The 24872-nt window shown below is 34.5% G+C and carries 21 protein-coding genes and 1 riboswitch; of the genes, 2 read left to right on the forward strand and 19 right to left on the reverse strand.

Features of this window, described 5'->3' with window-relative positions; genetic code table 11:
* Positions 1-28: 28 nt before the first annotated feature.
* From DZ60_RS0114445 to DZ60_RS0114465, 5 genes are all read right to left on the reverse strand, one after another.
* Entirely contained in the window at positions 29-808 is a 780-nt protein-coding gene (locus DZ60_RS0114445) for a hydroxymethylpyrimidine/phosphomethylpyrimidine kinase (protein ID WP_025742753.1), read from the reverse strand.
* Positions 809-811: 3 nt separating this feature from the next.
* Positions 812-1420 carry a thiamine phosphate synthase gene (locus tag DZ60_RS0114450; RefSeq protein WP_025742754.1) on the reverse strand — a complete coding sequence of 203 codons (609 nt, stop codon included), beginning with the start codon at positions 1418-1420 and terminating at the stop codon, positions 812-814.
* A 171-nt stretch (positions 1421-1591) separates the two neighbouring features.
* Positions 1592-3451: a phosphomethylpyrimidine synthase ThiC gene (gene thiC / locus DZ60_RS0114455; protein ID WP_025742755.1), complete on the reverse strand. Its 1860-nt coding sequence runs from the start codon at positions 3449-3451 to the stop codon at positions 1592-1594.
* Between the two features lie 96 nt (positions 3452-3547).
* Complete coding sequence (gene thiS, locus DZ60_RS0114460) at positions 3548-3748, reverse strand: sulfur carrier protein ThiS (protein ID WP_025742756.1); 201 nt, start codon at positions 3746-3748, stop codon at positions 3548-3550.
* Positions 3749-3821: 73 nt separating this feature from the next.
* A riboswitch (TPP riboswitch) is annotated at positions 3822-3920 on the reverse strand.
* A 117-nt stretch (positions 3921-4037) separates the two neighbouring features.
* Positions 4038-6221 carry a TonB-dependent receptor gene (locus tag DZ60_RS0114465; RefSeq protein WP_025742757.1) on the reverse strand — a complete coding sequence of 728 codons (2184 nt, stop codon included), beginning with the start codon at positions 6219-6221 and terminating at the stop codon, positions 4038-4040.
* Between the two features lie 390 nt (positions 6222-6611).
* On the opposite strand from DZ60_RS0114465, the gene DZ60_RS0114470 reads away from it, so the two are divergent.
* Positions 6612-9038: an ATP-binding protein gene (locus DZ60_RS0114470; RefSeq protein ID WP_025742758.1), complete on the forward strand. Its 2427-nt coding sequence runs from the start codon at positions 6612-6614 to the stop codon at positions 9036-9038.
* A gap of 19 nt (positions 9039-9057) precedes the next feature.
* Here DZ60_RS0114470 and DZ60_RS0114475 read toward each other — a convergent pair whose 3' ends face one another.
* The 8 genes from DZ60_RS0114475 to DZ60_RS0114510 form a co-directional block, all read right to left on the reverse strand.
* The gene (locus tag DZ60_RS0114475) at positions 9058-10413 is read right to left on the reverse strand and encodes a sigma-54-dependent transcriptional regulator (RefSeq protein ID WP_025742759.1); all 1356 of its coding nucleotides are present in this window, start codon (positions 10411-10413) and stop codon (positions 9058-9060) included.
* A gap of 260 nt (positions 10414-10673) precedes the next feature.
* Complete coding sequence (locus tag DZ60_RS0114480) at positions 10674-11012, reverse strand: hypothetical protein (protein ID WP_034229800.1); 339 nt, start codon at positions 11010-11012, stop codon at positions 10674-10676.
* 201 nt (positions 11013-11213) lie between these two features.
* The gene (arfB, locus tag DZ60_RS0114485) at positions 11214-11615 is read right to left on the reverse strand and encodes an alternative ribosome rescue aminoacyl-tRNA hydrolase ArfB (RefSeq protein ID WP_025742761.1); all 402 of its coding nucleotides are present in this window, start codon (positions 11613-11615) and stop codon (positions 11214-11216) included.
* Positions 11612-13177, reverse strand: coding sequence for a DUF4301 family protein (locus DZ60_RS0114490; protein WP_025742762.1), 1566 nt, complete (start codon positions 13175-13177; stop codon positions 11612-11614). Before DZ60_RS0114490 ends, arfB begins: the two co-directional genes overlap by 4 nt.
* Entirely contained in the window at positions 13174-13743 is a 570-nt protein-coding gene (locus tag DZ60_RS0114495) for an AAA family ATPase (protein ID WP_025742763.1), read from the reverse strand. Before DZ60_RS0114495 ends, DZ60_RS0114490 begins: the two co-directional genes overlap by 4 nt.
* Positions 13704-14336 (reverse strand): nicotinamide riboside transporter PnuC, encoded by a 633-nt coding sequence (pnuC, locus tag DZ60_RS0114500; RefSeq protein WP_025742764.1) that lies wholly within the window; start codon positions 14334-14336, stop codon positions 13704-13706. The genes DZ60_RS0114495 and pnuC overlap by 40 nt, the downstream gene beginning before the upstream one ends.
* Complete coding sequence (locus tag DZ60_RS0114505; RefSeq protein ID WP_025742765.1) at positions 14320-14580, reverse strand: hypothetical protein; 261 nt, start codon at positions 14578-14580, stop codon at positions 14320-14322. Before DZ60_RS0114505 ends, pnuC begins: the two co-directional genes overlap by 17 nt.
* 44 nt (positions 14581-14624) lie before the next feature.
* Positions 14625-15263, reverse strand: coding sequence for a 4'-phosphopantetheinyl transferase family protein (locus DZ60_RS0114510; protein ID WP_025742766.1), 639 nt, complete (start codon positions 15261-15263; stop codon positions 14625-14627).
* Positions 15264-15395: 132 nt separating this feature from the next.
* Here DZ60_RS0114510 and ahcY point away from each other — a divergent pair, with 132 nt between their 5' ends.
* Positions 15396-16712: an adenosylhomocysteinase gene (ahcY, locus tag DZ60_RS0114515; RefSeq protein WP_025742767.1), complete on the forward strand. Its 1317-nt coding sequence runs from the start codon at positions 15396-15398 to the stop codon at positions 16710-16712.
* 508 nt (positions 16713-17220) lie between these two features.
* Here ahcY and DZ60_RS0114520 read toward each other — a convergent pair.
* From DZ60_RS0114520 to rplU, 6 genes are all read right to left on the reverse strand, one after another.
* Positions 17221-17643 carry a hypothetical protein gene (locus tag DZ60_RS0114520; protein WP_025742768.1) on the reverse strand — a complete coding sequence of 141 codons (423 nt, stop codon included), beginning with the start codon at positions 17641-17643 and terminating at the stop codon, positions 17221-17223.
* 310 nt (positions 17644-17953) lie between these two features.
* The gene (locus DZ60_RS0114530) at positions 17954-18961 is read right to left on the reverse strand and encodes a phytase (RefSeq protein ID WP_025742769.1); all 1008 of its coding nucleotides are present in this window, start codon (positions 18959-18961) and stop codon (positions 17954-17956) included.
* Between the two features lie 16 nt (positions 18962-18977).
* Entirely contained in the window at positions 18978-21848 is a 2871-nt protein-coding gene (locus DZ60_RS0114535; protein WP_025742770.1) for a TonB-dependent receptor, read from the reverse strand.
* A gap of 182 nt (positions 21849-22030) precedes the next feature.
* The gene (locus tag DZ60_RS0114540; RefSeq protein WP_161634425.1) at positions 22031-23620 is read right to left on the reverse strand and encodes a tetratricopeptide repeat protein; all 1590 of its coding nucleotides are present in this window, start codon (positions 23618-23620) and stop codon (positions 22031-22033) included.
* 233 nt (positions 23621-23853) lie between these two features.
* A complete protein-coding gene (gene rpmA, locus DZ60_RS0114545) occupies positions 23854-24114 on the reverse strand; it encodes a 50S ribosomal protein L27 (RefSeq protein ID WP_025742772.1) in 261 nt (86 codons plus the stop codon).
* A 55-nt stretch (positions 24115-24169) separates the two neighbouring features.
* A complete protein-coding gene (rplU, locus tag DZ60_RS0114550; protein WP_025742773.1) occupies positions 24170-24847 on the reverse strand; it encodes a 50S ribosomal protein L21 in 678 nt (225 codons plus the stop codon).
* Positions 24848-24872 lie beyond the last annotated feature (25 nt).

Consider the following 24872-nt stretch of genomic DNA (forward strand, 5'->3'; position numbering starts at 1 on the left):
AACTTCTTTCATGCTTTATTGTAAAACCCTATATCCTATGATAACCTAGTAATGTTTTATTAGAGCTCAATACTTTTTCTGTATATCTTTTTGCTCTATAGCAAGCTTGAAGTAAAGGCAACTCCCTACCCAAATATGTAGTTATTGCCGATGACAACACACAACCACTACCATGTTTTTCGTAATTGTTTTCACCTTTTGGATTCAGGATAAAGTGTTTTCCTTTTTTTGTAAAAAGTTCATCTTTTCCTATGGTATCCTTTCGATGTCCTCCTTTCAAAAACAGGTTCGTTTTACTACTAATATATGTGATTGTTTCTTCTATTGTTTTGTCAGTGTATAACTGTTCTATCTCCTTATAATTAGGTGTTAACAAATAAATTTTATCTAAAATCTGATCAAAATGATCTTGAGATTTTAGCTGCTGTGTTTTAGTCAGTACTTCTTTGTTATGAAAGTTATAATTTGAACTTGCTGTAAGAACTGGATCTAGTACTATCTTGATATCCTTACTTTTTTGTAACAGCCGATCTATAATTTCATTTAACACGAACCAATTCTGAACAATCCCAATTTTAACCACATCAATAGTAAAACGATCAAATAAAATGTCAATTTGATTTTTAATCACCTCTATGGGAGTCCAATGACACGTTTCGAACAACATATCATTCTGGATAGTATTGGCGCTACAAACGGCTAATCCGTATCCTTTTAAAGCTTCTATTGTTTTGATATCGGCTGTAAATCCTGCCCCACTTGATGGGTCAAAACCTGCAATGGTTAATATGTTTGGACGTGTTTTCATTCTCTATCTCTGCATCCTTATTAGCTCGTCATTAGCTTTCTTAATTTCTAAAAAGCTTCCTAAATAATCTTCTGTATTCCATACTCCTCCTAAAACACCAACTCCCTTGTAACCTAGATCAAAAATAGCTTGCAATGTCCCAGCGTTTACTCCTCCCATTCCTACAACAAATTTATCAAGATCCCTGACATCAAACCCTTTTCCTTGATAACCTGCTTTAGAAATTGAGCTAAAAACGGGGCTTAATAATACATATTCGAAATCAACAGGACAATTACTAATATCTTCCTTGGAATGAAAGGAACTACTTACTTTGTAATTCTTATCCATAAAGCTCTTAACATAAGCTCCCAGCTCTTCATCCAAATCTAATCGCGGTTGCTCCTGAATATGAACCCCTCTAAGTCCCAATTCTATGCATAATTCATGAAATTGATGCAACATTATTCTATCTAAAAACTGAGGTTTTATCTTAGTAAGTAATGCTCTGTATCCCTGAATATCCAAGGTTGGTTTTCTAAAATGCAACACTTCTAAACCATTCTCGAATAAGGTGTTAATTCGATCCGCTTCGTTTTCTAATTCTCTTTCTGAGGTAATTATGATTAGCATATCTATTTGTTAGCTATTAGTAAAAAACTACGCTTTTTTCATTATTCATATTCTAAACTAGCCCCGATCGCAGCGGCATCCTTTTTTATAGTTGTTCTCGACAAAACAACTATAAAAAAGATATAGCATAGAGCGGGAACCAGCTCCTGAAAATAGAAACAGTAGTACAAATTACAAATACACTTCGCTTCCTTTTTCTTTGAACTCCTCTGCTTTTTCCTGCATTCCTTCTTCTAATGCTTTTTGATCATCAATTTCTTTTTGAGCAGCATAATCACGTACTTCCTGAGAAATCTTCATTGAACAAAATTTTGGACCACACATACTACAGAAATGTGCAATTTTTGCTCCATCTGCAGGCAATGTCTCATCATGATATTCTCTTGCTCTCTCGGGATCTAATGCCAAATTAAACTGATCCTCCCAACGAAACTCGAAACGCGCTTTGCTTAAGGCGTCGTCTCTATGTTGAGCTCCTGGGTGCCCCTTTGCCAAATCAGCAGCATGTGCAGCTAGTTTATAAGTAATTACTCCTACACGCACGTCTTCTTTATTGGGTAGTCCCAAATGTTCTTTTGGTGTTACATAACATAACATTGCTGTACCATACCAACCAATCATCGCTGCTCCTATCCCAGAAGTAATATGATCATATCCCGGGGCAATATCGGTTGTCAAAGGTCCTAGTGTATAAAAAGGTGCTTCACCACATGCCTCTAATTGTTTATCCATATTGGCTTTAATCATATGCATAGGGACGTGTCCTGGTCCTTCAATAAAGGTCTGTACATCATGTTTCCAGGCTATTTTTGTTAACTCGCCCAAAGTTTCTAATTCTGCAAATTGCGCCTCATCATTTGCATCTGCAATACACCCAGGGCGCAATCCATCTCCTAGAGAAAATGCCACATCATATGCTTTCATAATCTCACAGATTTCTTCGAAATGCGTATATAAGAAACTTTCTTTATGATGTGCCAAACACCACTTCGCCATAATCGATCCTCCTCGAGATACAATCCCTGTAATTCTCTTGGCAGTCATAGGCACATATGCTAGACGTACACCTGCATGGATCGTAAAATAATCTACTCCTTGTTCTGCTTGTTCTATTAATGTGTCCTTAAAGATTTCCCAAGTTAAATCTTCTGCTTTTCCGTTTACTTTTTCTAGTGCCTGATAAATCGGTACTGTTCCTATAGGTACGGGTGAGTTACGTACAATCCACTCTCTTGTTTCATGAATATTCTGACCTGTAGAAAGGTCCATAATATTATCCGCACCCCAACGACATGCCCAAACAGCTTTCTCAACTTCTTCTTCAATACTAGATGTAGTTGCAGAGTTCCCAATATTTGCATTAATTTTTACCAAAAAGTTACGCCCCAAAATCATAGGCTCTGCTTCGGGGTGATTAATATTTGATGGAATTACTGCTCTACCTCTGGCAACTTCTTCTCTTACAAATTCTGCTGTAATTACTTCTGGAATACTAGCTCCAAAATCTTGCCCTGGATGCTGTTTGGATAAACGTTTTGCTTCTTGTATTTTTTGATTTTCTCGAATAGCAACATATTCCATCTCGGGAGTGATAATCCCTTGTTTCGCATAATACATTTGCGAAACGTTTTTCCCTTTCTTCGCCCTTTTTGGTTTATGCAAATGATCAAATCGTAAGTGATCCAGAGAAGTATCATTTAATCTCTCATTACAATACGCTGAAGAAAAACTGTCTAATTCTTCTACATCACCACGATCCAAAACCCATTGTTCTCTTATTCGCTCTATACCTTCATGTACATTAATTTTTTTATCTGGATCTGTATATGGACCGCTGGTATCATAAACGACAACCGAATCGTTTGGCGTTTTTTTTCTTGTCATAGAATCGACCGTATCTGTCAATTCGATCTCGCGCATAGCAACACGAAGTTGAGGATGAATTGAACCTGAAACATAAATCTTTTTTGAACTAGGAAAAGGTGTTGTGGTTATTTTTCCTTCTTGTGGTGCTGTATCTTTCTTCTTCATAAAATTTTATTGTTGTGTGTATTTTTATCTAAAAAATGTTCTGTTTTTTGACTTTCTATGCTCCCCTTTTGAACAAAGGTTTAAAACTGGGATCTATTAGCCTCCTTGTGTTGCTTTTATGATGATTACATCATCACCTATTTGCAGACACATCGTGTTCCAATTATTTCTAGAAACTATTTGATTATTTATTGCAATTGCAATTCCGTTAGAAGCAATATTCAATTGTTCTAGCAAGCTTTGTACAGAACTATTTTCTGTAATATTTTGCGATTGATTATTAACGTTTATGGTCATATCTTCAATATATTAATCCATAAACCTTAGGTAAGTCACCTAGTTTGAAGAAGAAATATCACATCTATACTAAAATGTAATATTAACTTTTCCCTTCGTCGGTATTAACCGAATCAGGTTCAAAGGGTATTTCTCAGAATCCATTGCTATGGATACACCCCTAAAGTTTATATGTCAAAAATAATAAAATTATATAACAAGGCTGAATTTAATTTTTCAGCCTTGTTTTAGTCTTAGCCCACTTCATCACAAAATGCTATTGCATACACTGGGCGTAAGTAAAAATCCCTTAGAATTTTAGCGTTGCACCAAGTAAGAAATTGATTCCTGCTTGTGGATAGTATCCAGCTCCTTCGATCGTGGTGATAGTCCCTGGATTACTAAAATCATCATCGTACGTAAAAAAGTATCCATTAGACACAAATTCCTGATCAAAAATATTGTTAATCAAACCTGTGAGCACAATGGATTTAAAAACAGGAATATCATTAATCTCATACACTATATTAAGATCATTCGTAAAAAAACCATCTAACTTAGAGGTTTCACTATCAATATTCCCCATATATTGTTCCCCTACATATTTAGATAAAAATCCTAGTTGCAAGCTTTTGATAGGTTGATATACTAACATGTTTCCTGCAACAATTTCGGGTGAGTATGAAATATTAGTATCACCTAAGTTAACCAACCCTCCGTCCCTAGAAGTTACGAAATCCTTATTTTTATTAGTACTTATTGCAATATTTGGTTTCAGTCTAAATTTTTCAGAAAGGGTAATATCGGCATCAATTTCTATTCCTAAGCGATAGCTTTCACCACTTGTTTCTCTAATTGGCGCTCCTACATCATCTAATGCTCCTGTAAGCACCAATTGATCTTTATACCACATATAATAAAGGTTTGTATTCACAATCGCTTTATTGTTGGCGTATCTCCATCCTAATTCGATATCATTCAATATTTCTGCGGTAGTAATCCCTACTTCAAAATCACTTCTTCTGGGTTCTCTATTGGCACGAGCGTATGATGTATAAAACTGGTTCGTGTCATTAAGCTGAAATGTTGCTCCTAATTTTGGATTAAAAAAATCATAACTTTCATCAAGTTCTAGTGTTACTAGATCCGAGGTTTCTCCCGAAGTCTCATAACCTACAAATCGACCTTGAAGATCCAAAAAGGCACTCCACTTATCGTTAACTCTATAGGTAGTTTTTCCAAAAACTGTGAACTCTGTTTTTTCACCATTTCCGAAATAATATTGATCTCTTATTTCTGAACCACCCGCATTTTGTGCCCAAATTACTTCTCCGAAATGATCTCCGTCATATAGACTATAAAATGCTCCGAAATCAATATCTAGCTTATCATTCTTATAATTTGCAGAAGCATTGATTACATAAAAATCATTATCTAACCATCTACGGCGTATCAAGTCTGTTGTTTCTATTGTTTCACCACCAAGTTCTATAGGTGTGAACCCATAATCTTCAAAATCTTCGTCCTCTTTGTATTGTTCAAAAAAACCTCTACCGTAGGTATAATTAAGCCCTAGGTTTGTAGACCAATTATTATTGTATTTTTGATTCCAGTGCAACTGGTAATGATCTTGTTTGTAATTATCTACTTCATTATCATAAAAACGAATAGTTCCTTCGTCATCGGTATACTGCCCAACAGAATTAAAGGTCCTATCAGTTTCTAGTGTTTCTGCATCGATCCCATTCCAGGATTGATAAGTGATTTCGTGCCCTCCAAAAGCTACTGCCTTAACCAAGGTATTATCATCTACATAAGAACTTTGCAAAAAATACGATTTAAGATCAGAAGAAGCTCTATCTATATATCCATCAGAAGCAATTGCAGATAGACGTCCTGCTATTTCGATATGTTCATTAAGTAAGCCTGTACTAAATTTTACATTATGTTTTCTGGTACCAAAAGATCCAAATGAATTCGAAATTTCTCCATTAGCTTCTTTAGAAACAGCATCGGTAAGTAGATTTAGACTAGCTCCAAAAGCACCAGAACCATTTGTAGAAGTACCCACACCTCTTTGCAATTGTAAATTTTCTACAGATGATGCAAAATCAGGTAAATTGACCCAAAAAGTACCTTGACTCTCTGCGTCATTAAAAGGTATTCCGTTAAGGGTTACATTTACTCTAGACGCGTCGCTTCCTCGAACCCGAATATAGGTATAACCTACTCCCGTACCTGCATCAGTGGTAGTTACTACTCCTGGCAAGTAATTTAATAAGATAGGAATATCCTGCCCCAAATTTCTAGTGGCAATTTCTTCTTTAGAAAGGTTAGAGTGTGTAATGGGTGAATCCGCATCTACACGTACCGATTTCACAAGAACTTCGTCAAGTTTTTCAGTTTTAGATGAGATTGAATCTTGCTCCTTTTCCTGAGCGATCAGGATACTACTCCATAAGAAAATAGTAAGGAAAAATACTACGTTTTTCATTCGTAAAAAATATATCACGAATAAAAGGGGTAATTATTCTGTTTTTAAATAATTCTGTTTTTTTTGATTCCCTCTGAAAAAGTATTTTCAAAAACACTTTTCTTTTACCATATAATGTATCTACAAATGCATATTTTGCACATACCGATATTTTATCGATCCCTTGGCAGCATTACCTGCCCAGGTTCATCGGGTATGATCTCAGCCCATTCGCGTTTACTATTCAGTCTCAGATTACTAAAAAATAAAATTAATCCTAACTCAACATGTATAACTCAAAAAAGCACCCCTTTGAGATTTCTGCGCAAAAGTACTATGTTTTATCGATTTATTGTACTTTTAATTGATCTAAAAACAATGTCAGACGTTTTTTGAAGTTATACAGGTACCATGAAGAATACGAAGAGATCCATAACGAATAAAATTATCCTTGGAGTTTTATTAGCAGGAATTCTTGTTGTTACTGCCTTTTGGGTAATCTACCAACAATTAAACAATTATACTCAGCTTACTGAGATCAAGAACGAAAATAATGAAAAACTATTTCTTGTTGGTGAGGCTATAACAGGATTATATGAAGCAGAAAGTTTGACTCGTAATATCATACAAACTTCGAATACTAAAAAATTTGATCTTTATAAATCTAAAATAGACACCATACTTAGCACCATTAATAAAGTATCAGAAATATCTGAAGACACCTTACAGACTCAAAAGATTGATAGTATCAAATACCTTATTGATAGTAAAAATAAAAACTTCGAAGAACTTATTAAGATCTACAGAGAAAGAAAGAAAAAAGGAGGAGTTTATAAAACGGCTATTAATGAGTTAGGAAAAGTAAATAAGAATTTTGAGGATGACTCTAATTATGATGAACGATTTAAGAATTTTGGTGCTCGAGAATCTTTAAAAAAAAGCTTAGAAATCCTAAAAAAGGACAATGCTGAACGCCTTACAAATCAAACTGTAGATTCTTTAACTACCTCTGTTAGGCAAGTTTTATCAGAGCTAGAACAAAAAGACAGGAAATACAAAAGAGAAATATCCAGAAAAGAGAATACTCTTCTTAAAAATGACCAAATTATTACAAAACAATTGCGTGATGTACTTGCTGCCATAGAACGTAATGAGCGAGATCGTTATTTTTCTAGATTAGAGGCTTCTAATAAAGTATTGAATAATACATCTGATATTATATTATTGATAGCCGCAATCAGTGTTGTCATCGCTATTATATTCTTACTTTTGATTACTAAAGATGTTTCTCAAAGTCAAAAATACAGGAATGAACTTGAAGCAGAAAAAACATATACCGAATCCTTATTAAAAACTAGAGAGTCAATTATAACCACTGTGACTCATGATCTTAGATCCCCATTAAATAGTGTTATTGGGTATTCTGATCTCCTTGAGAGAACTGGCTTAGACACTAAACAAAAACATTATCTAGATCATCTTAAAAAATCTTCTGACTATATCTTACACTTGGTAAATGATCTTCTAGATTTATCAAAACTCGAAGCAGGAAGAATGGTGATCGAAATGTTGCCCTTCTCCCCTAAAAAATTAATAGATAATACCATATCTGGTGTTATCCCTGTAAGTTCTGCCAAAAATCTTGATATCAAAATTAAGACTACAGACGAACTAAAAAAACAATATATAGGAGACCCATTTAGAATTAAACAAGTACTGACCAATCTGGTTAGTAACGCCTACAAATTTACTGACGAAGGATCTATTACTATTGACAGTAAAATTATTGAAAATGGCTTATCAGAAAAACAATTGGTTATTTCTGTAGAAGATACCGGAATTGGTATTACTAAAGAACAACAACATTACATCTTTGAAGAATTTTCGCAGGGTGATGACACTACAGAAAAAAGATATGGCGGCTTTGGTCTGGGGCTCGCAATTACCAAAAAAATAATTAAACTTCTCAAGGGTAAAATAAAACTGAATAGCGAACCGGGTAAGGGGAGTACCTTTACTTTTTATATCCCTATTAAGCTTTCGGGATCATCATTACCGGAAGAAGGCCCAGAAATTACTGAATTACAAAGTTTTACTAATAAAAAAGTATTAATTGTCGATGATGACCCAAGTCAACTAGCTCTTACGAGTGAAGTTGCTTCGTTGGCAGGGTTAACCTATGATATCTGCAAAAATGGTTTAGACGCGGTGTCTTTATTACAAAGCAACACCTATGACCTAATTCTAACAGATATTCAAATGCCAAAGATGGATGGTTTTGAACTTTTACGAACTATAAAGAGAAACCCTGATTATCACAATCTGCCCGTAATTGCATTATCCGGAAGAACAGACACAAGTGTTTCAGAATATCAGGATGCCGGTTTTGCTGCAAGTTTACAAAAACCATATGCTCCCAAAGAATTAGTTGATCATATAGCAACGGTATTACATATGGATATTAAAAAGTACGACCATTCTAACAATCATGAAGATTCGACTCAAGAAGAATACTCTCTTAGTGATCTTATGCTATTTGCTCATGGAGATTCTGACTCACTTTATGCTATCTTAGACACTTTTTATACTAGCACCATTGATAATATCGAAGAGTTAAAGAAAAAAATGGAGAAGAAGGATATCGAAAGCATAAAAAAAACCGCACATAAAATGCTTCCTATGTTTAAGCAAATCAAAGCAAAAGAAGTCGTTTATATACTTGAGAGATTAGAACATCCTGACCAGTATACCTTGGATAACTCTTCAGTACTATCATTAACAGGCAAAGGAATAACTAAGATCAAAACATTAATAGATAAGCTCAAAGTAGAAAACTAACAGTTTTGCACAATCTAATTTAAAGACTTATATCGTATTGTTTTAATTTGTTGTAAAGTGTTTTTCGATCTATAGAAAGCATCCTTGCAGCCTTGGCTTTGTTTCCGTTAGATTTTTCTAAAGCATCAAGGATTAATTCTTGTTCATTCTGATTTTTAAACAACCCGTACGTTTGTTTAGAATTATGAGATGCATAAGCAATGTCTCCGGGTAAAATATCTAAGGTAATCATTTCGTCTTGAGAAAGGAGAACAGATCGTTTTACAATATTTTTTAATTCTCTTAGGTTACCTGGCCAAGAGTATTTTTTGAAAGCTTCAAGAACCTCATCTGCAAACCCTACAACATGTTTTTCTAGCTCAGTATTCGACTCCTCAAGGAAATGGTTTGCAAAAAGCATTAAATCTTCAATCCTATCTCTTAACGGTGGTACTTTTATAGAAAACTCATTTAATCTGTGATATAAATCTTCTCTAAATTCGCCTTCCTTCACTGCATTACTTAGGTCTTCGTTAGTAGCGACTATAACCCGAATATCTACCTCGATTTCGGTGTTACTTCCAACAGGCTTTATTTTGCGTTCCTGAAGTGCTCTCAAAAGTTGAACCTGTAATTCATAACTTAAATTTCCGATTTCATCTAAGAATAAGGTACCTCCATTAGCAGCTTCAAAATGCCCCATTTTATCATTCACAGCTCCGGTAAATGACCCTTTTATATGTCCAAAAAACTCACTTGAAGCAATTTCTTTGGGTATAGCTCCACAATCTACGGCAATAAAGGGCTTTTCTGATCTTTTACTCGCTTTATGTATACTACTTGCTACATATTCCTTACCTGTACCACTGTCCCCGATTACTAAAACCGACATACGGGTAGGAGCAACCAGAGCGACATATTCATTTAATTTTTTGGAAGCATCACTAACCCCTCTTACAAAGGAATTATTAAGATTTTTAGTTACTGGTACTGTCGCTGAAGGTTTAGCCGATTTGACAGAAACATCTTGTGTATCATTAACATTAAGAGCTTTTTCTATAGTTTGTACTATTGTATCCGGATTAAATGGTTTTGCCACATAATCAAAAGCCCCTTGTTTTATAGCATTAACGGCCATATTAATTTCTGCATATCCAGTCATTATAATAACCTGTGTGCTTGCATCATTTTTAAGAATCTCTTCTAACAAAGTAATGCCATCACTATCAGGCAACCTCACATCAGCAAGCACTACATCAAATCTATCTTGTTTGATTTTTGGTATTGCCTCATTTCCAGAAAAAGCAGTAGATACAGCGTATTCCTTTTTTTCTAAAAAGGTTTTTAGCATTGTACAAAAGGCTACATCATCTTCAACAATAAGTATCTTTGTCATATTTTATGATTTATATTCTAAAAAAATGAGCATAGTCATTCACTTAATTTGTTTAAGTTACAATAAAAAATTAATGGTTCTAAGAGTGACTAAAAAATACTATACTAATTTTGATTTTATAAAATTACGATTTAAAAATATCAATTTTTTAAAGAAGAGCATAAAAAAAGAGACCCTTGGGATTGAGTCTCTTTTTTAGCACTAAACAACTTTGTATATCGTTCTTGGTTGCAAAACGATATTCTTTTCTACCCCTAGATTTAAGATTTATGGTCGTTTGGCTTTATCCATTTGCCATTAGTGCTTGCAAATACAACTTTTGTAGAGTAATCGTTATCTTGTAATACTACTTTATATGTATTATCTTTTGACATATATGCTTTTACAATTCGTACTTTTTGAAAATCTTTTTTGGTTGCTTCAAGAACTGCCATTGGCAACTCCATTTTGTTTATTTCAGTATATTCTTGCAGCTCGTAATCATAATCTCTGTATCCAAAATTATCATCGCCTAAAAGCGCCAATTCATCTTGACCCAGAACACCCTGTGCCGAAAAAATACTTACTACTATTGCTACTATCATTGGTAACTTTTTCATTTGGGTTATTGATAAAATTATGTTATCTGATAATACTATAAGTAATAATTGTTCCAAAACATCTAGGTCAACACAAAAAGAATCAAAACACTGATTATCAATTAATTAAATATTAAAATATTCATAGATAAATATGTTTCAAAGCGTGGAATCCCCACAAAAGTGTAGAAATATTACACATTTTTTTGCAGGCATATCCTATTACAAAAGCGGTTTTCGGCGATTTACCTTTTTTAAAGATTGTTTTTGTTTGTTTTCTAAGCGCTTTTTGATAGATCCTTTAGAAGGTTTAGTAGGTTTCCTTCTTTTAGGAACATAAAGATTATTCTTCAGGATTTCAATAAGTCTTTTGATGACTACTTCTTTATTTCTATGTTGACTTCGGCTGTCATCACATTGTAGGACTAAGACTCCTTTTTTAGTTATTCGAGAAGATAATTTTTTGGACAGTCTAAGTTTTTCATCATCAGTAAGTCCGAGAGAATTAGATATATCAAAACTAAGTTCTATCCTTGATGATACTTTGTTTACATGTTGACCGCCCGCACCTGAACTGCGGACGGCTTTAAATTTTAATTCACGTAAAAGTACCGAGGTATTCACGAAAAAAGTTTTACCTGATGTGCAGATTTCAGTAAATCATTGACTGTTTTTACTGGGTTAAAGGTGGTAAGAGGTACTTCAACAAATACACTTATCCAATTTGACATGGCACCATTCCATAACCCCGGCAATTCTAATGCCTTTAATACTTTTCCGTTTAAGGTCTTTTGGGTAATGAACCCTGAGTTAGGGTCTACAAAATCCAATAAATCGAATTTCTTTCCTTGATAATCTCTGACTCCGCAAACCAGATCTACAGGATTAAAATGCGTGGCACTATTAAGGATTTTTTGCTGCCCCTGATCTGATGTATTTATTTGTGGTGTTTCGATAATCTGTAGAATCAATCTACCATTTTCCTTTTTAATCCAAAATGGTCCTCCTCCTGGTTCTCCTTCATTAATAACCATTCCACAAACGCGAATAGGACGATTTAAGGATTCTCTTAAAAAACGTAATTTATACTTATCAGAAAATTTATCAAAATCTAAGGGTAGTCGCACATTTAATTGTTGCACCAAAAATTTCTTTATATCCTTTAATTCGGGCTCTGATGGTTTTTTTTGATCAATCACATTCAGGATTCTAAATACTTCATCCTGGATTTCGATTAATTTACCCGCTAATACTTTTTTATATCCAGAAACTTCATCTTGATATTTTCGAACTACAACATTATCTATATTTTTTATATACACAATATCTGCATCAAGGTCATTAAGGTTTTCGATCAAGGCGCCGTGTCCTCCTGGCCTAAATAACAGAGAACCATCTTCTGTCCTAAAAGGTTCATTGTCTTCTGTCACTGCAATAGTATCTGTTTCGGATTTCTGAAAAGAATACGTAATACTAAAATTGGTATTTGTTTTCTCCTCAACCTTTTTCTTTATTCTTTCGAATTCATCTTCGAATGCATCTAGATGCTCTTTAGAAATCGTAAAATGCAACTTAGAATCCCCCTTGTCATTGGTATTGTAACCTGCTGCTTCGTACAAATGTTCTTCAAAAGAGGTAGCAATACTATTGGTATATTTATGAAAAGGAAGTAATCCTTTTGGGAATGCCCCAAAGTTCAATCCTTTTTCTTTAAGCATCATTTCGACAAAAATATGTAACTGTCTTCCCTCCGATAAGGTTTCGAATTTGGGGTATACATCCTTTACATTATTCATTACCTCTTCGTAGAACGGAAATTTTTCTAAGCCTATTAGAAATAATCGTATCGCAGTTGCATTCTGATGATTGGTGTATGAATTTAGGCTCTCTTTTTCGCAATCATACGTATCCAAAAACCGAAACAAGTCTTTAAACATTCTTGTTGCAGCACCAGATGCAGGAACAAATTTTAAGGTATCAAGACCGGACAATCTAGAAGTATATACTTTGGTAAGTTCTGATTGATAATGTTCTGAAAACTTGAGGATCCCATGATCCAGTGTTGCAGCACTTCGTAAGGCTACAAAAGGAATCTGATTCTTAAAAGTTTCTATCTGAGAAAGTACTTTGTCTATGGTCAACCCTTTTGATTTGATTAACTTAATATCTTTATCGGTTATATTCACTTTTTTGTTTTTATTAATTGCTCAATACTCTGTATTGCTTTGTTAAAACGTGTTGTATTATCTCCTTTCAGTATGACATATTTTAGACCATAGATATCAAGGCATTCCTTGAATCGCAAAAACATCTCTTCTCTTTGGTGGGGTAGATCTCTTAGGTCATCCTGTACCCAAGGGACGTCAATATAAGTCAAAAGATACAAATCGTAAACATTTTCTAATGAAATTTTGTCTAATGCCTTGGGGATTTCCCCCTCATAATAGAACTCACCATACACTTTTAGTTCTAATAAGTTGGTATCACATACAAGAATGGTATTTGTCTTTTGTGCTGCTTCATTTTCTAGACGCATCTGCCCTTCTGCAATTGGTAGCAAATCATCATACACACAAACTTCTTTTTTGGCATCCCATTTATCCTGTAGATACTCCCTCATATACTCCCCAACCAATTGTGTGCCGTAGTGCGCTGCTAATTGCTTGGACAATGTAGTTTTTCCTGTAGATTCAGGTCCAAAAAGAACTATTTTTATGCAGTTACTGGGATTTTGTCTAAGCTTTTCTTCCATGAGAGATATCCAAAAATTGCTATAATTGTAAATAATAGATATTGAAAACTAGAAAACGTAAATCCTTTATAAAAATATAAGGGTACAGAAATAATATCTCCTATAATCCAAAAAATCCAATTCTCAATCTTTCTCCTTGCCATTAACCACATTCCCACAAAGAAAATCGCCGTTGTTAACGTATCTACATAAGCCGTCCAATCATTCCACTTATCAAATGCAATATAAACTGAATACACAAAAACCAAGGTAGCTACAAAAATAATAAGTTGTATCCGCTTTTCTTTTGCCGTTGTTCTAGAGATTGGTGTTGTTATTGTATCGTCTACTTTTCTGGTCCATACATACCATCCATATACACTCATTATAAAGTAATACGCGTTAATCATCATATCTCCTAATAATGCCCATTGCAAAAGTAAATACACATAAATCAGCGTGCTAATCATACCTGTAGGATACACCCATATCGAATTTGCTCTAGCAAAAAAAACGCTAAGTATCCCAAAGATTACGGCAATAATCTCTAGGCTAATATAAAAAGTAGAATACTCTGAATATTGACCAAAGAAAAAATCAAAAATGGGGCTCATAATCGCTTCTATTACTTTTTACCATTTTCATATATACCAATACGTGATCCATATCACCAAAGGCCGTTTTTATTTCTTCGGTTAAAAAAGGCATCACCTCATCATACGCACCAAATACCTGTGTGCTCAATGGGTTTTCTAAAATTGTAAACTTAGAATCACGCAGCCTTTTTATAAAACGAATAATATGGGCTTCAAAATCATTCTGAAGCGGAGTAAGTGTTAATTCAATTGAAACTTGCATTCTTATTTATTTTTCATCAACATTGGTATTCTTAATCAAAAAATCTATACCTCAGAGGCTGGCACCGCATATACACAGGTGAACCCTTCAAACTCTATAAGAGCTAAATCATAATGATCAATGGTATTATCGTAATTAATTGCTCCATAGATAAAAGGATACTCTAGTGTAAATGGAGATATAAAAATATGTTGTTTAAAACTTAAACCAGCTGTGGCGTGTAGCTTATATAAAGACTCTTTACCTCCCCAGATTGCGGTCAGCATTTTCACACTATTTTCCTCTTTTTCTACATATCCGTTTTCGAAATCATTTACGAATTTATGAGCTATTTTATTAATTTTGTCTCGTTGTTTTTCGATATCAATCCCTACCGGCACATCACTAATTATAATACCTGCAAAGGTAAAAGAATGTGTAATAGAAATATACTTTCCATCTGTAAGATGTGGTTTCCCGAACTCATCATAATACAGATCATGATCTGTATATCCGCACACAGCCAAAAGATGTCGAACACTCATAAATCCTCTGCGATGCAGATCTGACTTCATACTGTCCACTCTTTTTTGACAATGCGCTGTTAGCTGAACACTTTCAGAAAGAAACTCAAATGTTTCTTCAATCTTCCAGATCAAGACATTAGTACTTTGATCTACTGTTATAGTTTTGTAAAGAGGCATTTAAAATCTTAAAGTTATTATGTACCTTTGCAACCTAAAAATTGAGGATAAAAAGGCATTCTCAATGAGCGAATTTAGAACAATTTAGTGCGAAATACCAAAATGCACTATATAAACATAAAACGAACTACTATGAGCACCAAAACAATACCCTATGTTCCTTATAAAGTAAAGGATATTTCATTAGCTGCCTGGGGAAGAAAAGAGATTGAATTGGCAGAAGCAGAAATGCCAGGATTAATGTCTCTTCGCGAAGAATATAAAGATGAGCAGCCTCTAAAAGGGGCCCGTATTGCAGGTTGTCTTCATATGACTATACAAACCGCTGTACTAATAGAAACGTTACAGGCTCTTGGTGCAGAAGTAACCTGGAGTTCTTGTAATATTTTCTCTACCCAAGATCAAGCGGCAGCTGCAATTGCAGAAGCAGGAATACCTGTGTATGCATGGAAAGGGATGAATGAAGAAGAATTTGACTGGTGTATAGAACAAACCTTATTCTTTGGAGAAGATCGCAAACCACTAAATATGATTCTTGATGATGGTGGAGATCTTACGAATATGGTACTTGATAAATACCCAGAATTAGTAGGAGATATCAAAGGACTTTCTGAAGAAACAACTACTGGGGTGCATCGCTTATACGAACGTGTCAAAAACGGAACGCTACCGATGCCTGCAATTAATGTAAATGATTCTGTAACGAAGTCTAAGTTTGACAATAAATACGGATGCCGTGAAAGTGCAGTTGACGCTATTCGTCGTGCTACAGATACAATGCTTGCCGGTAAACGTGTTGTAGTTTGTGGTTATGGTGATGTAGGTAAAGGAACCGCAGCTTCGTTTAAAGGAGCTGGATCTATTGTAACTGTTACAGAAATTGATCCTATATGCGCGCTACAAGCAGCAATGGATGGATTTGAAGTAAAAAAATTAGAAACTGTGGTTGGTAATGCTGATGTGATAATTACAACTACAGGAAATAAAGACATTGTGCAGAGTCAACATTTTAAAGCTCTTAAGGATAAAGCTATTGTATGTAACATTGGGCACTTTGATAATGAAATCGATATGGCGTGGTTAAATGAAAACTACGGAAATACAAAAGATGAAATCAAACCTCAGGTGGATAAATATACGGTTGATGGCAAGGATATTATTATTCTTGCAGAAGGTCGCTTAGTGAACCTTGGTTGTGCTACCGGGCACCCAAGTTTTGTAATGAGTAATTCTTTTACCAATCAAACACTGGCTCAGATCGAACTTTGGAATAACTCAAAGGACTATAAGAACGAAGTATACATGCTACCGAAACATTTAGACGAAAAAGTTGCTAAATTACATCTTGCACGTCTTGGTGTAGAATTAGAAACGCTTCGAGAGGATCAAGCTGATTATATTGGTGTTACTGTAGAAGGACCTTTTAAACCTGAATATTACAGATACTAAATTTTATTAAATCCTTTATATAACTATAGGCAATTGAATACTATTTGTGTAGAGGTTAGCATAAGGCTACTATATAAACAAAACCCTCTCTGAAAAGAGAGGGTTTTGTTTATATCACTTGTCGCCTCTTTAAATATCATTATACTAAATTTATAGTGCAATGAAGATTACCTTTTTCTTACTTTCTGTTCGACAACAGCAACCGATAAAATGAAATGAGACATCAGTGTTTGCAGGAATTGAAGGTTGCAATAGGCGTTCTAAGTTAAAAAAACACATGCCCCGACGAAGTAGGTTCGCGGAGCATATTGATCAAATAATTGATGGGTCTAGACTAATCATCTATTAAAATTAGCTAGTTTGTATCCAATTACAAATTCTTTTTAATGCTTCAATAATGAATTGTTCCTGATTCCAACTAGTTGGTTTGGCATTTCACTATTATGCATCAAAACTTTGTATTTTTTTAATTTTTGAACTTTTGAATTTCATTAAAGCATTTTTCTTTTTACATAGGAGGTAAAAAGGAAGCTATAATTATCCACACGCCAACTATTAGCCCTAATACTCCTAGTTTACCTTGCTTAGGTGCAATTTTTTCTCTTAATAGACTTGCTTTCTCTTTTGCCGCTTCGTTCTTACCCAAAACAAGTTTATTGATCATTCCAAATCCAAGCATAAACCCTAATATAGCTTGCATAACACTCCCTGCAAGTAACGTAATCCACCATATTGGACTTGTTGAAAGCCAACTAATACTTAATACTGAAGATATAATTCCCCATACTCCCCAAAAACAGAATGCAAGTCCTATCCATCCCTGATATGGTTCGATTTTTTCTAATAACTCTTTGGCATTTGGTTTTTTGGCAAGCAGTAATGAAGGTACCGCAATGATACTTAATAAAATTAATGTTATTCCCCAAGTCATAGTTTTAATTTTTAAAAGATTAATACTTTTTTCTTACGATTTTTTATGAATGCCTTTGCAGAGTTTTCTTCTCATAACAAAAATGTCAAAAAAATCATTGCGCAAAGATGGTGGTGAATTACGAATAAAAAAACCCCATATATAATGAAAAAGAAACCCTGTAAACCGGGGGTTGTTTTCACCAAAAAAGCTGTTTTTTATACAAACACCGAGTTAAAACATTTACAAAAAGATAAGGTAGCAACTTAAAAGTGCTACCTTATCTTTTTTATTCTGCCCAACTATTATTCGCAACGTCACAAACCCATTCTTAAATCCCTAATTTTTCTACATCATAAAAGTAAAAGTCTCTTTGCGTATTCATAGCAACAAAAAGACCTTTTGTAAACTTTGCATTCAATGGAATAGTAACTATTTCACATCCATCTGTTTCTTGAGTTCCCAAATTGATTGCTTTAATAAAACTTCCATCCTTGCGAGAAAATAAATTAAACTGCCCCTTTTGCTGATCCGAAACAATTAAAACCCCTTGACCATTTGGTTTTGTAGCGATTGCAATTCCTTCGATATCTTCTTCAAAATATTCTCCTCCGAAAAAAGCCAATTCTTGATTTCCTTTTGATGGATCTGCATAGTATTTACGTATCCCAACCCCTTCATCCGAATAATACACAAAACCTAGTTCGTCATCGATTGCGATTGCCTCGATCTCTTTTTCTGTGCTAAACTTTCCAAATTTTCGAATATACTTGGCTCGAACACCCGTACTATCACTTATCAATTCATATTGATACAGGTAACCATCTTCAGGACCAGACTTCCTACTCACAATCACAGAAACGATATTACTTACAGGGTTTTTATACAATCCTATCCCCATGGGTCTTTTTAAGGCTAGATCGGTTTCATCCTCAAAAACAGGAAACCCTCCACCATCCAAAGGCTTCATATCCGGAACAGAAAAAACACGTATCTGATTGCGCTCCCTTTCTGTAAAAGCAATGATATCTGTTCTTGTTGAATCATTGATTTTGAATCCATATTCTACATCAATATTATTGGGGTATTTAACGTTCTTAATCATTTTATCCTCAATGATTTTTCCTTTTAAATCAAAAGCGTAAATAGCTCCATCGGTATCTTTATCTGTACCGAATACAATACTTTTTGCTGGATCTTTTGGGTGAACCCAAATCGCAGGATCATCGGTATCATGGGGGACTTTTTCTGAAATAAGTGTTGGTGCCACTTCTGGTAATTTTTGATCACAAGAAATAAAGGCTACACTAATTAATAGGGCAAAACAAAATGTTTTCATATCTGGCATCTATTTCTTATTTATTATTAAACAAATCATACTTAAGACCAAAAGTGAGTCTTCTATCATAATATTCTAATTGCATTGTTCTTTCTGAGACTCCTTGATAAAAACGCAATGGTTGATTGGTAATATTATTTAGATCTGCATATATACTTAGGTTTTTTGTAATCGCATAACTGGCATTAAAATCCAGAAAAAATTGTTGATCATAATACCTATCCTCGAAGGCATTTCCGCCAATTTCGTCAATATAGGCATCAGAGAAATTTGCAGATAATCGTATACTTAATTTACGATCATTGTATCCTAATGATCCATTGAACATATTGGGTGCTGTATTTGGTAAGTCCAGATCATCGCGCTCATCTCCATCCTCATTACGAATACCATCTGCACTGGAAGTAAGGAACGTATAATTGAGATATAGACTAAGATTCTTCGCAAAACCTGGCAAGAAATCTAGCTGACGCTGAAAAGCAACTTCTACGCCAAAGACTGAGGCATCATCTCCATTAAGGGGCTGAAAAATATCATACCCTTCTGTACCCTCTCCAAAATCATTATTCTCTGTCTCTCCACTAAAAATATAGGTGAAATTATTTATTTTTTTATAAAACAAACCTCCAGAAACAATCCCTACAGAAGCGAAGTAATGCTCTGCCATAATATCGAAATTCATGGAAGTTGCAGGATCTAAATCTGGGTTCCCTACAAAAATTTCTTCGTCATCAAAAACTACATCAACAGAAGGTACCAGGTCCGCATAATTAGGTCTTGCTATTGTATTGGTCCACGCAAATCTAAGTACCGTTTTAGAAGAGGCATCATATTTAAAATGCACTCCGGGTAATATATTGATATATGATTGTTCGTCGGTTACCTCACCTATAAGCTCTTCTTCATCTACAATTTGATTTCCGGTAGCTTTGATCGAAGTGTTTTCTAATCGAATCCCTGACAGAACGCTTAATTTATCTGATATCTTTTGATTGGTCATTAGGTAACCTGCAAAAACATCTTCACTGACCTCATAATTAGCCCGAAGAAACTCATCAGGTACAGATTCTCCTTCGGTAAGGTCCAGACTTCCCAACCATGCTTCGTCGGCGAATAGACCTGCTTGATACTTACTTCCAGCCAGAAAATCAGGATTCGAAAAATCTTGTATAGGAATTTCTGCTAACGAAGGAAAATCATCCTCGAGATCAAACTCGAAGAAGTTATTATCTCTTAGCTTACGCTTTAGTCTACTGCGCACTCCGAATTTGATTATTCCTTCACCTCTACCAAAAAAATCCGAAACAAATTCTGCATTAATAGCAAAATTAATATCCTCTTCTTCTGTGTATTGGTTTTCTTCTGTTAATTCACCAAACTCAAAGGCAGAAAGATTGGTTGCATCACTTGCATTCGCAGGTAAAAATATCGGAAACTCAGGATCAGAGTTATCATTAATGATGGTATATTCTGATTCAAATTCTACATACCGTTCATTCAGTCGCTCTTCAGAGGCTTTGGCGAATGACCCCATCCAATCTATTTTCACATTTCCGAATAAATGATTTCCTCCCAAATTGTAATTTTGCATCCGTTGATCCTCTAATCGGGTGTTTTTATTTCGACTGTTATCAATTCCTCCTTTACTCTGGCGCTTAACCTCAACAGGAAAGCTTGTCAGGAATCCATTAGTAATCGTAAAATCTCCTTCTTCGATATCTTCTCCATCCAAAATTCCATGCTCTAATCGAAATCTATTTTCACGATCATCGCGCCAATTGTACATAGTTTTTAAATACATGGTATGATTATCATCAAAATTATAATCAAAATTTGCAGAAAAGCTTCTTCGAATACGTTGTACTAAATACACGCGTTGCTCGAATACATTTGTATACGGCTGTACATCAGCTTCTTCAAGAATGGCTTCACCTTCTTCGTCTTCATCTCCCGTATTAAACTCGAATTCATCTGTCCACTCTGCTTCAATATTATCAGAACCAAAATCATTATCATTTATAGATGCTGATAGCATCCAACCAAACTTTTTATTTTTTGATCGGTCCCCAATTAGAAAAGAACCCGTTAGAATTCTCTTATCTGTGATAAAGTTAACACCAGAGCCCAAAGTAGCGGAGAGTCTGAATCCCTGGGGAGCAGTTCTTGTGATCAAGTTTACCGATCCTCCGAGAGCGTCTGCTTCCATGTCTGGAGTTACCGCTTTATTTACTTCGATGGTCTTGATCATATCAGAGGGGATCAAATCCATTTGTATATTTCTATTATCACCTTCTGCCGAAGGAATTCTACTTCCGTTTAGTGTTACAGAATTTAATTGTGGAGAAAGCCCTCTGACTATAATATTTCTAGCCTCTCCTTGATCGACTTGCATAGTAATCCCCGGAATTCTTTTTACTGCATCTCCAATATTAGCATCAGGAAATTTTCCGATCTGATCTGTCGACACGACATTGGTAATATTCATGTTGTTTTTCTGAGTATTCAAAGCTCTGGCCTGTCCCACAGCTCCATAAGTAGAAATTGTAACATCTTCTAATTGTTCTCCTTTGGTAACCAAAACAATAGAAATTGCCGTAGTTTTTGACGCTCCTACATTGACTTGTTTTTCTGTATCTGTATATCCCAAATATTGAATTTGTAAAGTATACGCTCCCTCAGGGACATTCACCAAAGTGAACTTTCCTTCAAAATCAGAAATTGTTGCTTTATTGAGTGCACCGACTAGTACTGAAGCTCCGGGCATAGAAATGCCATTTTCATCGGTAATTACACCCTTAATTGAGCCATTTTGTGCATATATTGTACTAGTACCAATGCACACTAAAAAGGTGACATACATTAATTTTAAAAATCTAGATGGTATCATTTTACGTGAGTTTAAAAATCACTACAAAGCTACACCGGCACTGTAACATACTGTAAAAACGTAAAGCAACAAAGGATAAACATTTCACAGATGCTATAGAAACAACAAGGCAACAATTACCTTTTATTTACATTGCAATAACATTAAAAAAAATTGACAATAATTTTTTCTAAATTCCTGAATTATAGATCTATCATAAAGCTAACCAACTCTTCTTTTTGGGCAATAGGAAGTTTTTTACGCAATCTATAGCGAGCAACACGAACACTGTCTGGTGTTACTCGTAGGATCGATGCTATTTCTTTTGATGATAAGTTAAGTCGCAATAGCATTCCTAATCGTAATTCTGCCGGGGATAGTTTTTCTTCTGAAAGTGCAGATAATTTTTTTATGAATGCCGGATGGATTTCTTTGAAAAAATTATTAAACTCGTCCCACTCTTTTTCCTGATGTAGATTAAAATTAATTTCTTGGGCAATTTTTTTTAAACTAACCTTTTGATCAAAATTTTTTCGATTAGCAATATTCGTAAGTGCTTGCGAAACATCATACAACATCTTATTTTTCTGAGACAGGTGCAGACTGTATCTTGACAATGCTGCCGTCTTTACATGCACTTCTTTTTGTAAGTTTTTTTCTTCAAACGCTTTTTTTTCTATTTCAACCTTCAGGGCTCTTTCTTTGTATTCTTGCAGTTTTGTATTCTGAATTCTTTTTTTTCTAAAGTATAAAAATAAAATGATTGCTATAATAACTGTCGTTCCTAAACTTACCCACAACAGATTCTGATGAGCACGACTCACTTTTCCTTGCTGTAGTAATAAATTAATTTGTGCCTCTTTTTGCTTGGTTTCATAAATGGTTTGCAAGGTATTAAGCTGATGTACATTTTGCATTGTTGTTAGCTCATCATTTATGTGCTCACTTTTAAGTAAGTGATCGAGTGCTTCTTTATAATTTCCTGTCAGTTTATATGTTTTAGACAAATCTTTATGTGCACTTCTTAACTGATGCTTATCGTTAAATTGATTCGATAATTCATAGGCCATTTGTGTATACATTAAGGCCTTGTGATAGTTGTTCGTTTTCCTATTAATATCCCCTAAATTATTTAGAACACTAATCCGATCAATTGTATTTATTTTTGCAAAGAATTGATCCGACTTTTCGAAATACTCATATGCCAAATCATATTGCTCAAGATCTTCATAAATACTTCCCATATTTTCATGCACCTTGGCGATCCCGGCATGATAACTTATCTGTGTAAATAATTCAAGACTTTCTTTTTGATATTGTAATGCTTTAAGATATTCTCCTTGCTTTTCGTAACAAGAACCGAGTAACCCTTTTGTTATTGCTGCACCTCTTAAATAATCATTGGCCAATGATATTGCCAGACTTTTATTAAAATAGATGATGGCCTTTCTTACGTTTTTTAATGAAAGTTGTATTTTACCTATTTCATTTTGCAGATGAACAACCAGTGTATCATTCTTTTTGAGCACCCCTAAAGCATGATTATAGTGCAGGATGGCTTCGTTATACACCCTTGCTTTTTGATAAAATTCACCTAATTGAAGAAATTTATAGGCGATTTCTGAAGGTATGTTCTTTTCCTGAGCCGTTTTGAGTTCTAATTCTAACACTCGAAATGTTTCATCTACATGCCTTTTCTCCTCTTGCTCCTTATGTTGATATATTTGCGAAAATAGGGTAGGTTTAATTGATATAAAGAAAAACAGGAGAATAATCTTTCGATAATGTTTCATAAAAATTATATATAACAACAGGGCCACTTTTCCCATATAGAATTGTAAACTTAATTCTCGAAAAACTCTTAGTTGTTATTTGTGGATTATTTTTATGTTATTCTTTTTGATATTATTGTCTGTATTATCAAAAGTTAAGTCCTTTTTAGATAACTCTATCATTAGAAATACAAAAAACCGCTTCCCAAAATTAATTGAAAAGCGGTTCGTAATTTATTACAAGGAAGAAATCCTTATGCTTCAAAAGGTACTATAGAAACATATGATTTATTGTCTTTCTTTTTTGTGAATTTTACCAAACCATCTACTTTGGCATGTAATGTATGATCTTTACCAGCATACACATTTTCACCTGGTTTATGAGCTGTTCCTCTTTGTCTAACAATGATGTTACCAGCTATGGCAGCTTGTCCACCAAAAATCTTCACACCTAGACGTTTCGATTCTGATTCTCTACCATTTTTTGAACTACCAACTCCTTTTTTATGAGCCATGATATAATATTTTATTTCTAGTCGTTTTTCTAGTAAACGAATAGAAGATTAAACTTTATTCTTCTATACCACCTTTATGGTTATCTTGCCATTCTTTTAACTCGTCCCATTTACCATCGGCAGCCATTTTAGCTTGCTTAGGCCATGAATTAGGAACGTGATTTCCTCTAACATCTTTAATAAACTCTGCTATTTGTTCTGGTTTTGTTTTTGCAAGATCTGCAAATGTCAAAATACCATTAGCATTTAGAGTTTCTGCGATTTTAGGTCCGATACCTTCAACTTTCTTAAGGTCATCTCCTTTTGCAGCAGCTTTTTTCTTAGGAGCCGCTTTAGCTACAGGAGCTTTCTCTTCTTTCTTAGTCTCAACCTTCTTAGGCTCAGCTTTTTTAGCTGCCTTAGGAGCTGCTTTTTTAGCTCCAGAAGTAACAATACTTTCGATAATGATTTCAGTAAGAGATTGACGATGTCCGTTTTTTACACGGTATCCTTTACGTCTCTTTTTCTTGAAAACAATAACTTTATCACCTTTAAGGTGCCTAGTGATTTTTGCTCCTACTTGAGCTCCATCTATAGCTGGGGCGCCTAAAGTAACTTGTTTCCCATCTGCTGCAAGAAGAACTTTATCAAAAGAGACTTTGTCTCCTTCTTCTCCTGGTAAACGGTGTACAAACACTTTTTGGTCTTTTGCAACTTTAAATTGCTGCCCTGCTATCTCTACAATTGCGTACATAGCGTAACGTTTTATTAATTTTTTT

This window comes from Aquimarina pacifica (genome assembly GCF_000520955.1).
Lineage (GTDB): Bacteria > Bacteroidota > Bacteroidia > Flavobacteriales > Flavobacteriaceae > Aquimarina > Aquimarina pacifica.

Coding starts and splice junctions, on each gene's coding strand:
- thiC (WP_025742755.1), bottom strand. CDS start 3,451: ATGAAGAAGAAAGATACAGCACCACAAGAAGGAAAAATAACCACAACA.
- DZ60_RS0114450 (WP_025742754.1), bottom strand. CDS start 1,420: ATGCTAATCATAATTACCTCAGAAAGAGAATTAGAAAACGAAGCGGAT.
- DZ60_RS0114445 (WP_025742753.1), bottom strand. CDS start 808: ATGAAAACACGTCCAAACATATTAACCATTGCAGGTTTTGACCCATCA.
- thiS (WP_025742756.1), bottom strand. CDS start 3,748: ATGACCATAAACGTTAATAATCAATCGCAAAATATTACAGAAAATAGT.
- ahcY (WP_025742767.1), top strand. CDS start 15,396: ATGAGCACCAAAACAATACCCTATGTTCCTTATAAAGTAAAGGATATT.
- DZ60_RS0114520 (WP_025742768.1), bottom strand. CDS start 17,643: ATGACTTGGGGAATAACATTAATTTTATTAAGTATCATTGCGGTACCT.
- rplU (WP_025742773.1), bottom strand. CDS start 24,847: ATGTACGCAATTGTAGAGATAGCAGGGCAGCAATTTAAAGTTGCAAAA.
- DZ60_RS0114535 (WP_025742770.1), bottom strand. CDS start 21,848: ATGATACCATCTAGATTTTTAAAATTAATGTATGTCACCTTTTTAGTG.
- rpmA (WP_025742772.1), bottom strand. CDS start 24,114: ATGGCTCATAAAAAAGGAGTTGGTAGTTCAAAAAATGGTAGAGAATCA.
- DZ60_RS0114480 (WP_034229800.1), bottom strand. CDS start 11,012: ATGAAAAAGTTACCAATGATAGTAGCAATAGTAGTAAGTATTTTTTCG.
- DZ60_RS0114510 (WP_025742766.1), bottom strand. CDS start 15,263: ATGCCTCTTTACAAAACTATAACAGTAGATCAAAGTACTAATGTCTTG.
- DZ60_RS0114465 (WP_025742757.1), bottom strand. CDS start 6,221: ATGAAAAACGTAGTATTTTTCCTTACTATTTTCTTATGGAGTAGTATC.
- DZ60_RS0114470 (WP_025742758.1), top strand. CDS start 6,612: ATGAAGAATACGAAGAGATCCATAACGAATAAAATTATCCTTGGAGTT.
- pnuC (WP_025742764.1), bottom strand. CDS start 14,336: ATGAGCCCCATTTTTGATTTTTTCTTTGGTCAATATTCAGAGTATTCT.
- DZ60_RS0114475 (WP_025742759.1), bottom strand. CDS start 10,413: ATGACAAAGATACTTATTGTTGAAGATGATGTAGCCTTTTGTACAATG.
- DZ60_RS0114540 (WP_161634425.1), bottom strand. CDS start 23,620: ATGAAACATTATCGAAAGATTATTCTCCTGTTTTTCTTTATATCAATT.
- DZ60_RS0114505 (WP_025742765.1), bottom strand. CDS start 14,580: ATGCAAGTTTCAATTGAATTAACACTTACTCCGCTTCAGAATGATTTT.
- DZ60_RS0114530 (WP_025742769.1), bottom strand. CDS start 18,961: ATGAAAACATTTTGTTTTGCCCTATTAATTAGTGTAGCCTTTATTTCT.
- DZ60_RS0114495 (WP_025742763.1), bottom strand. CDS start 13,743: ATGGAAGAAAAGCTTAGACAAAATCCCAGTAACTGCATAAAAATAGTT.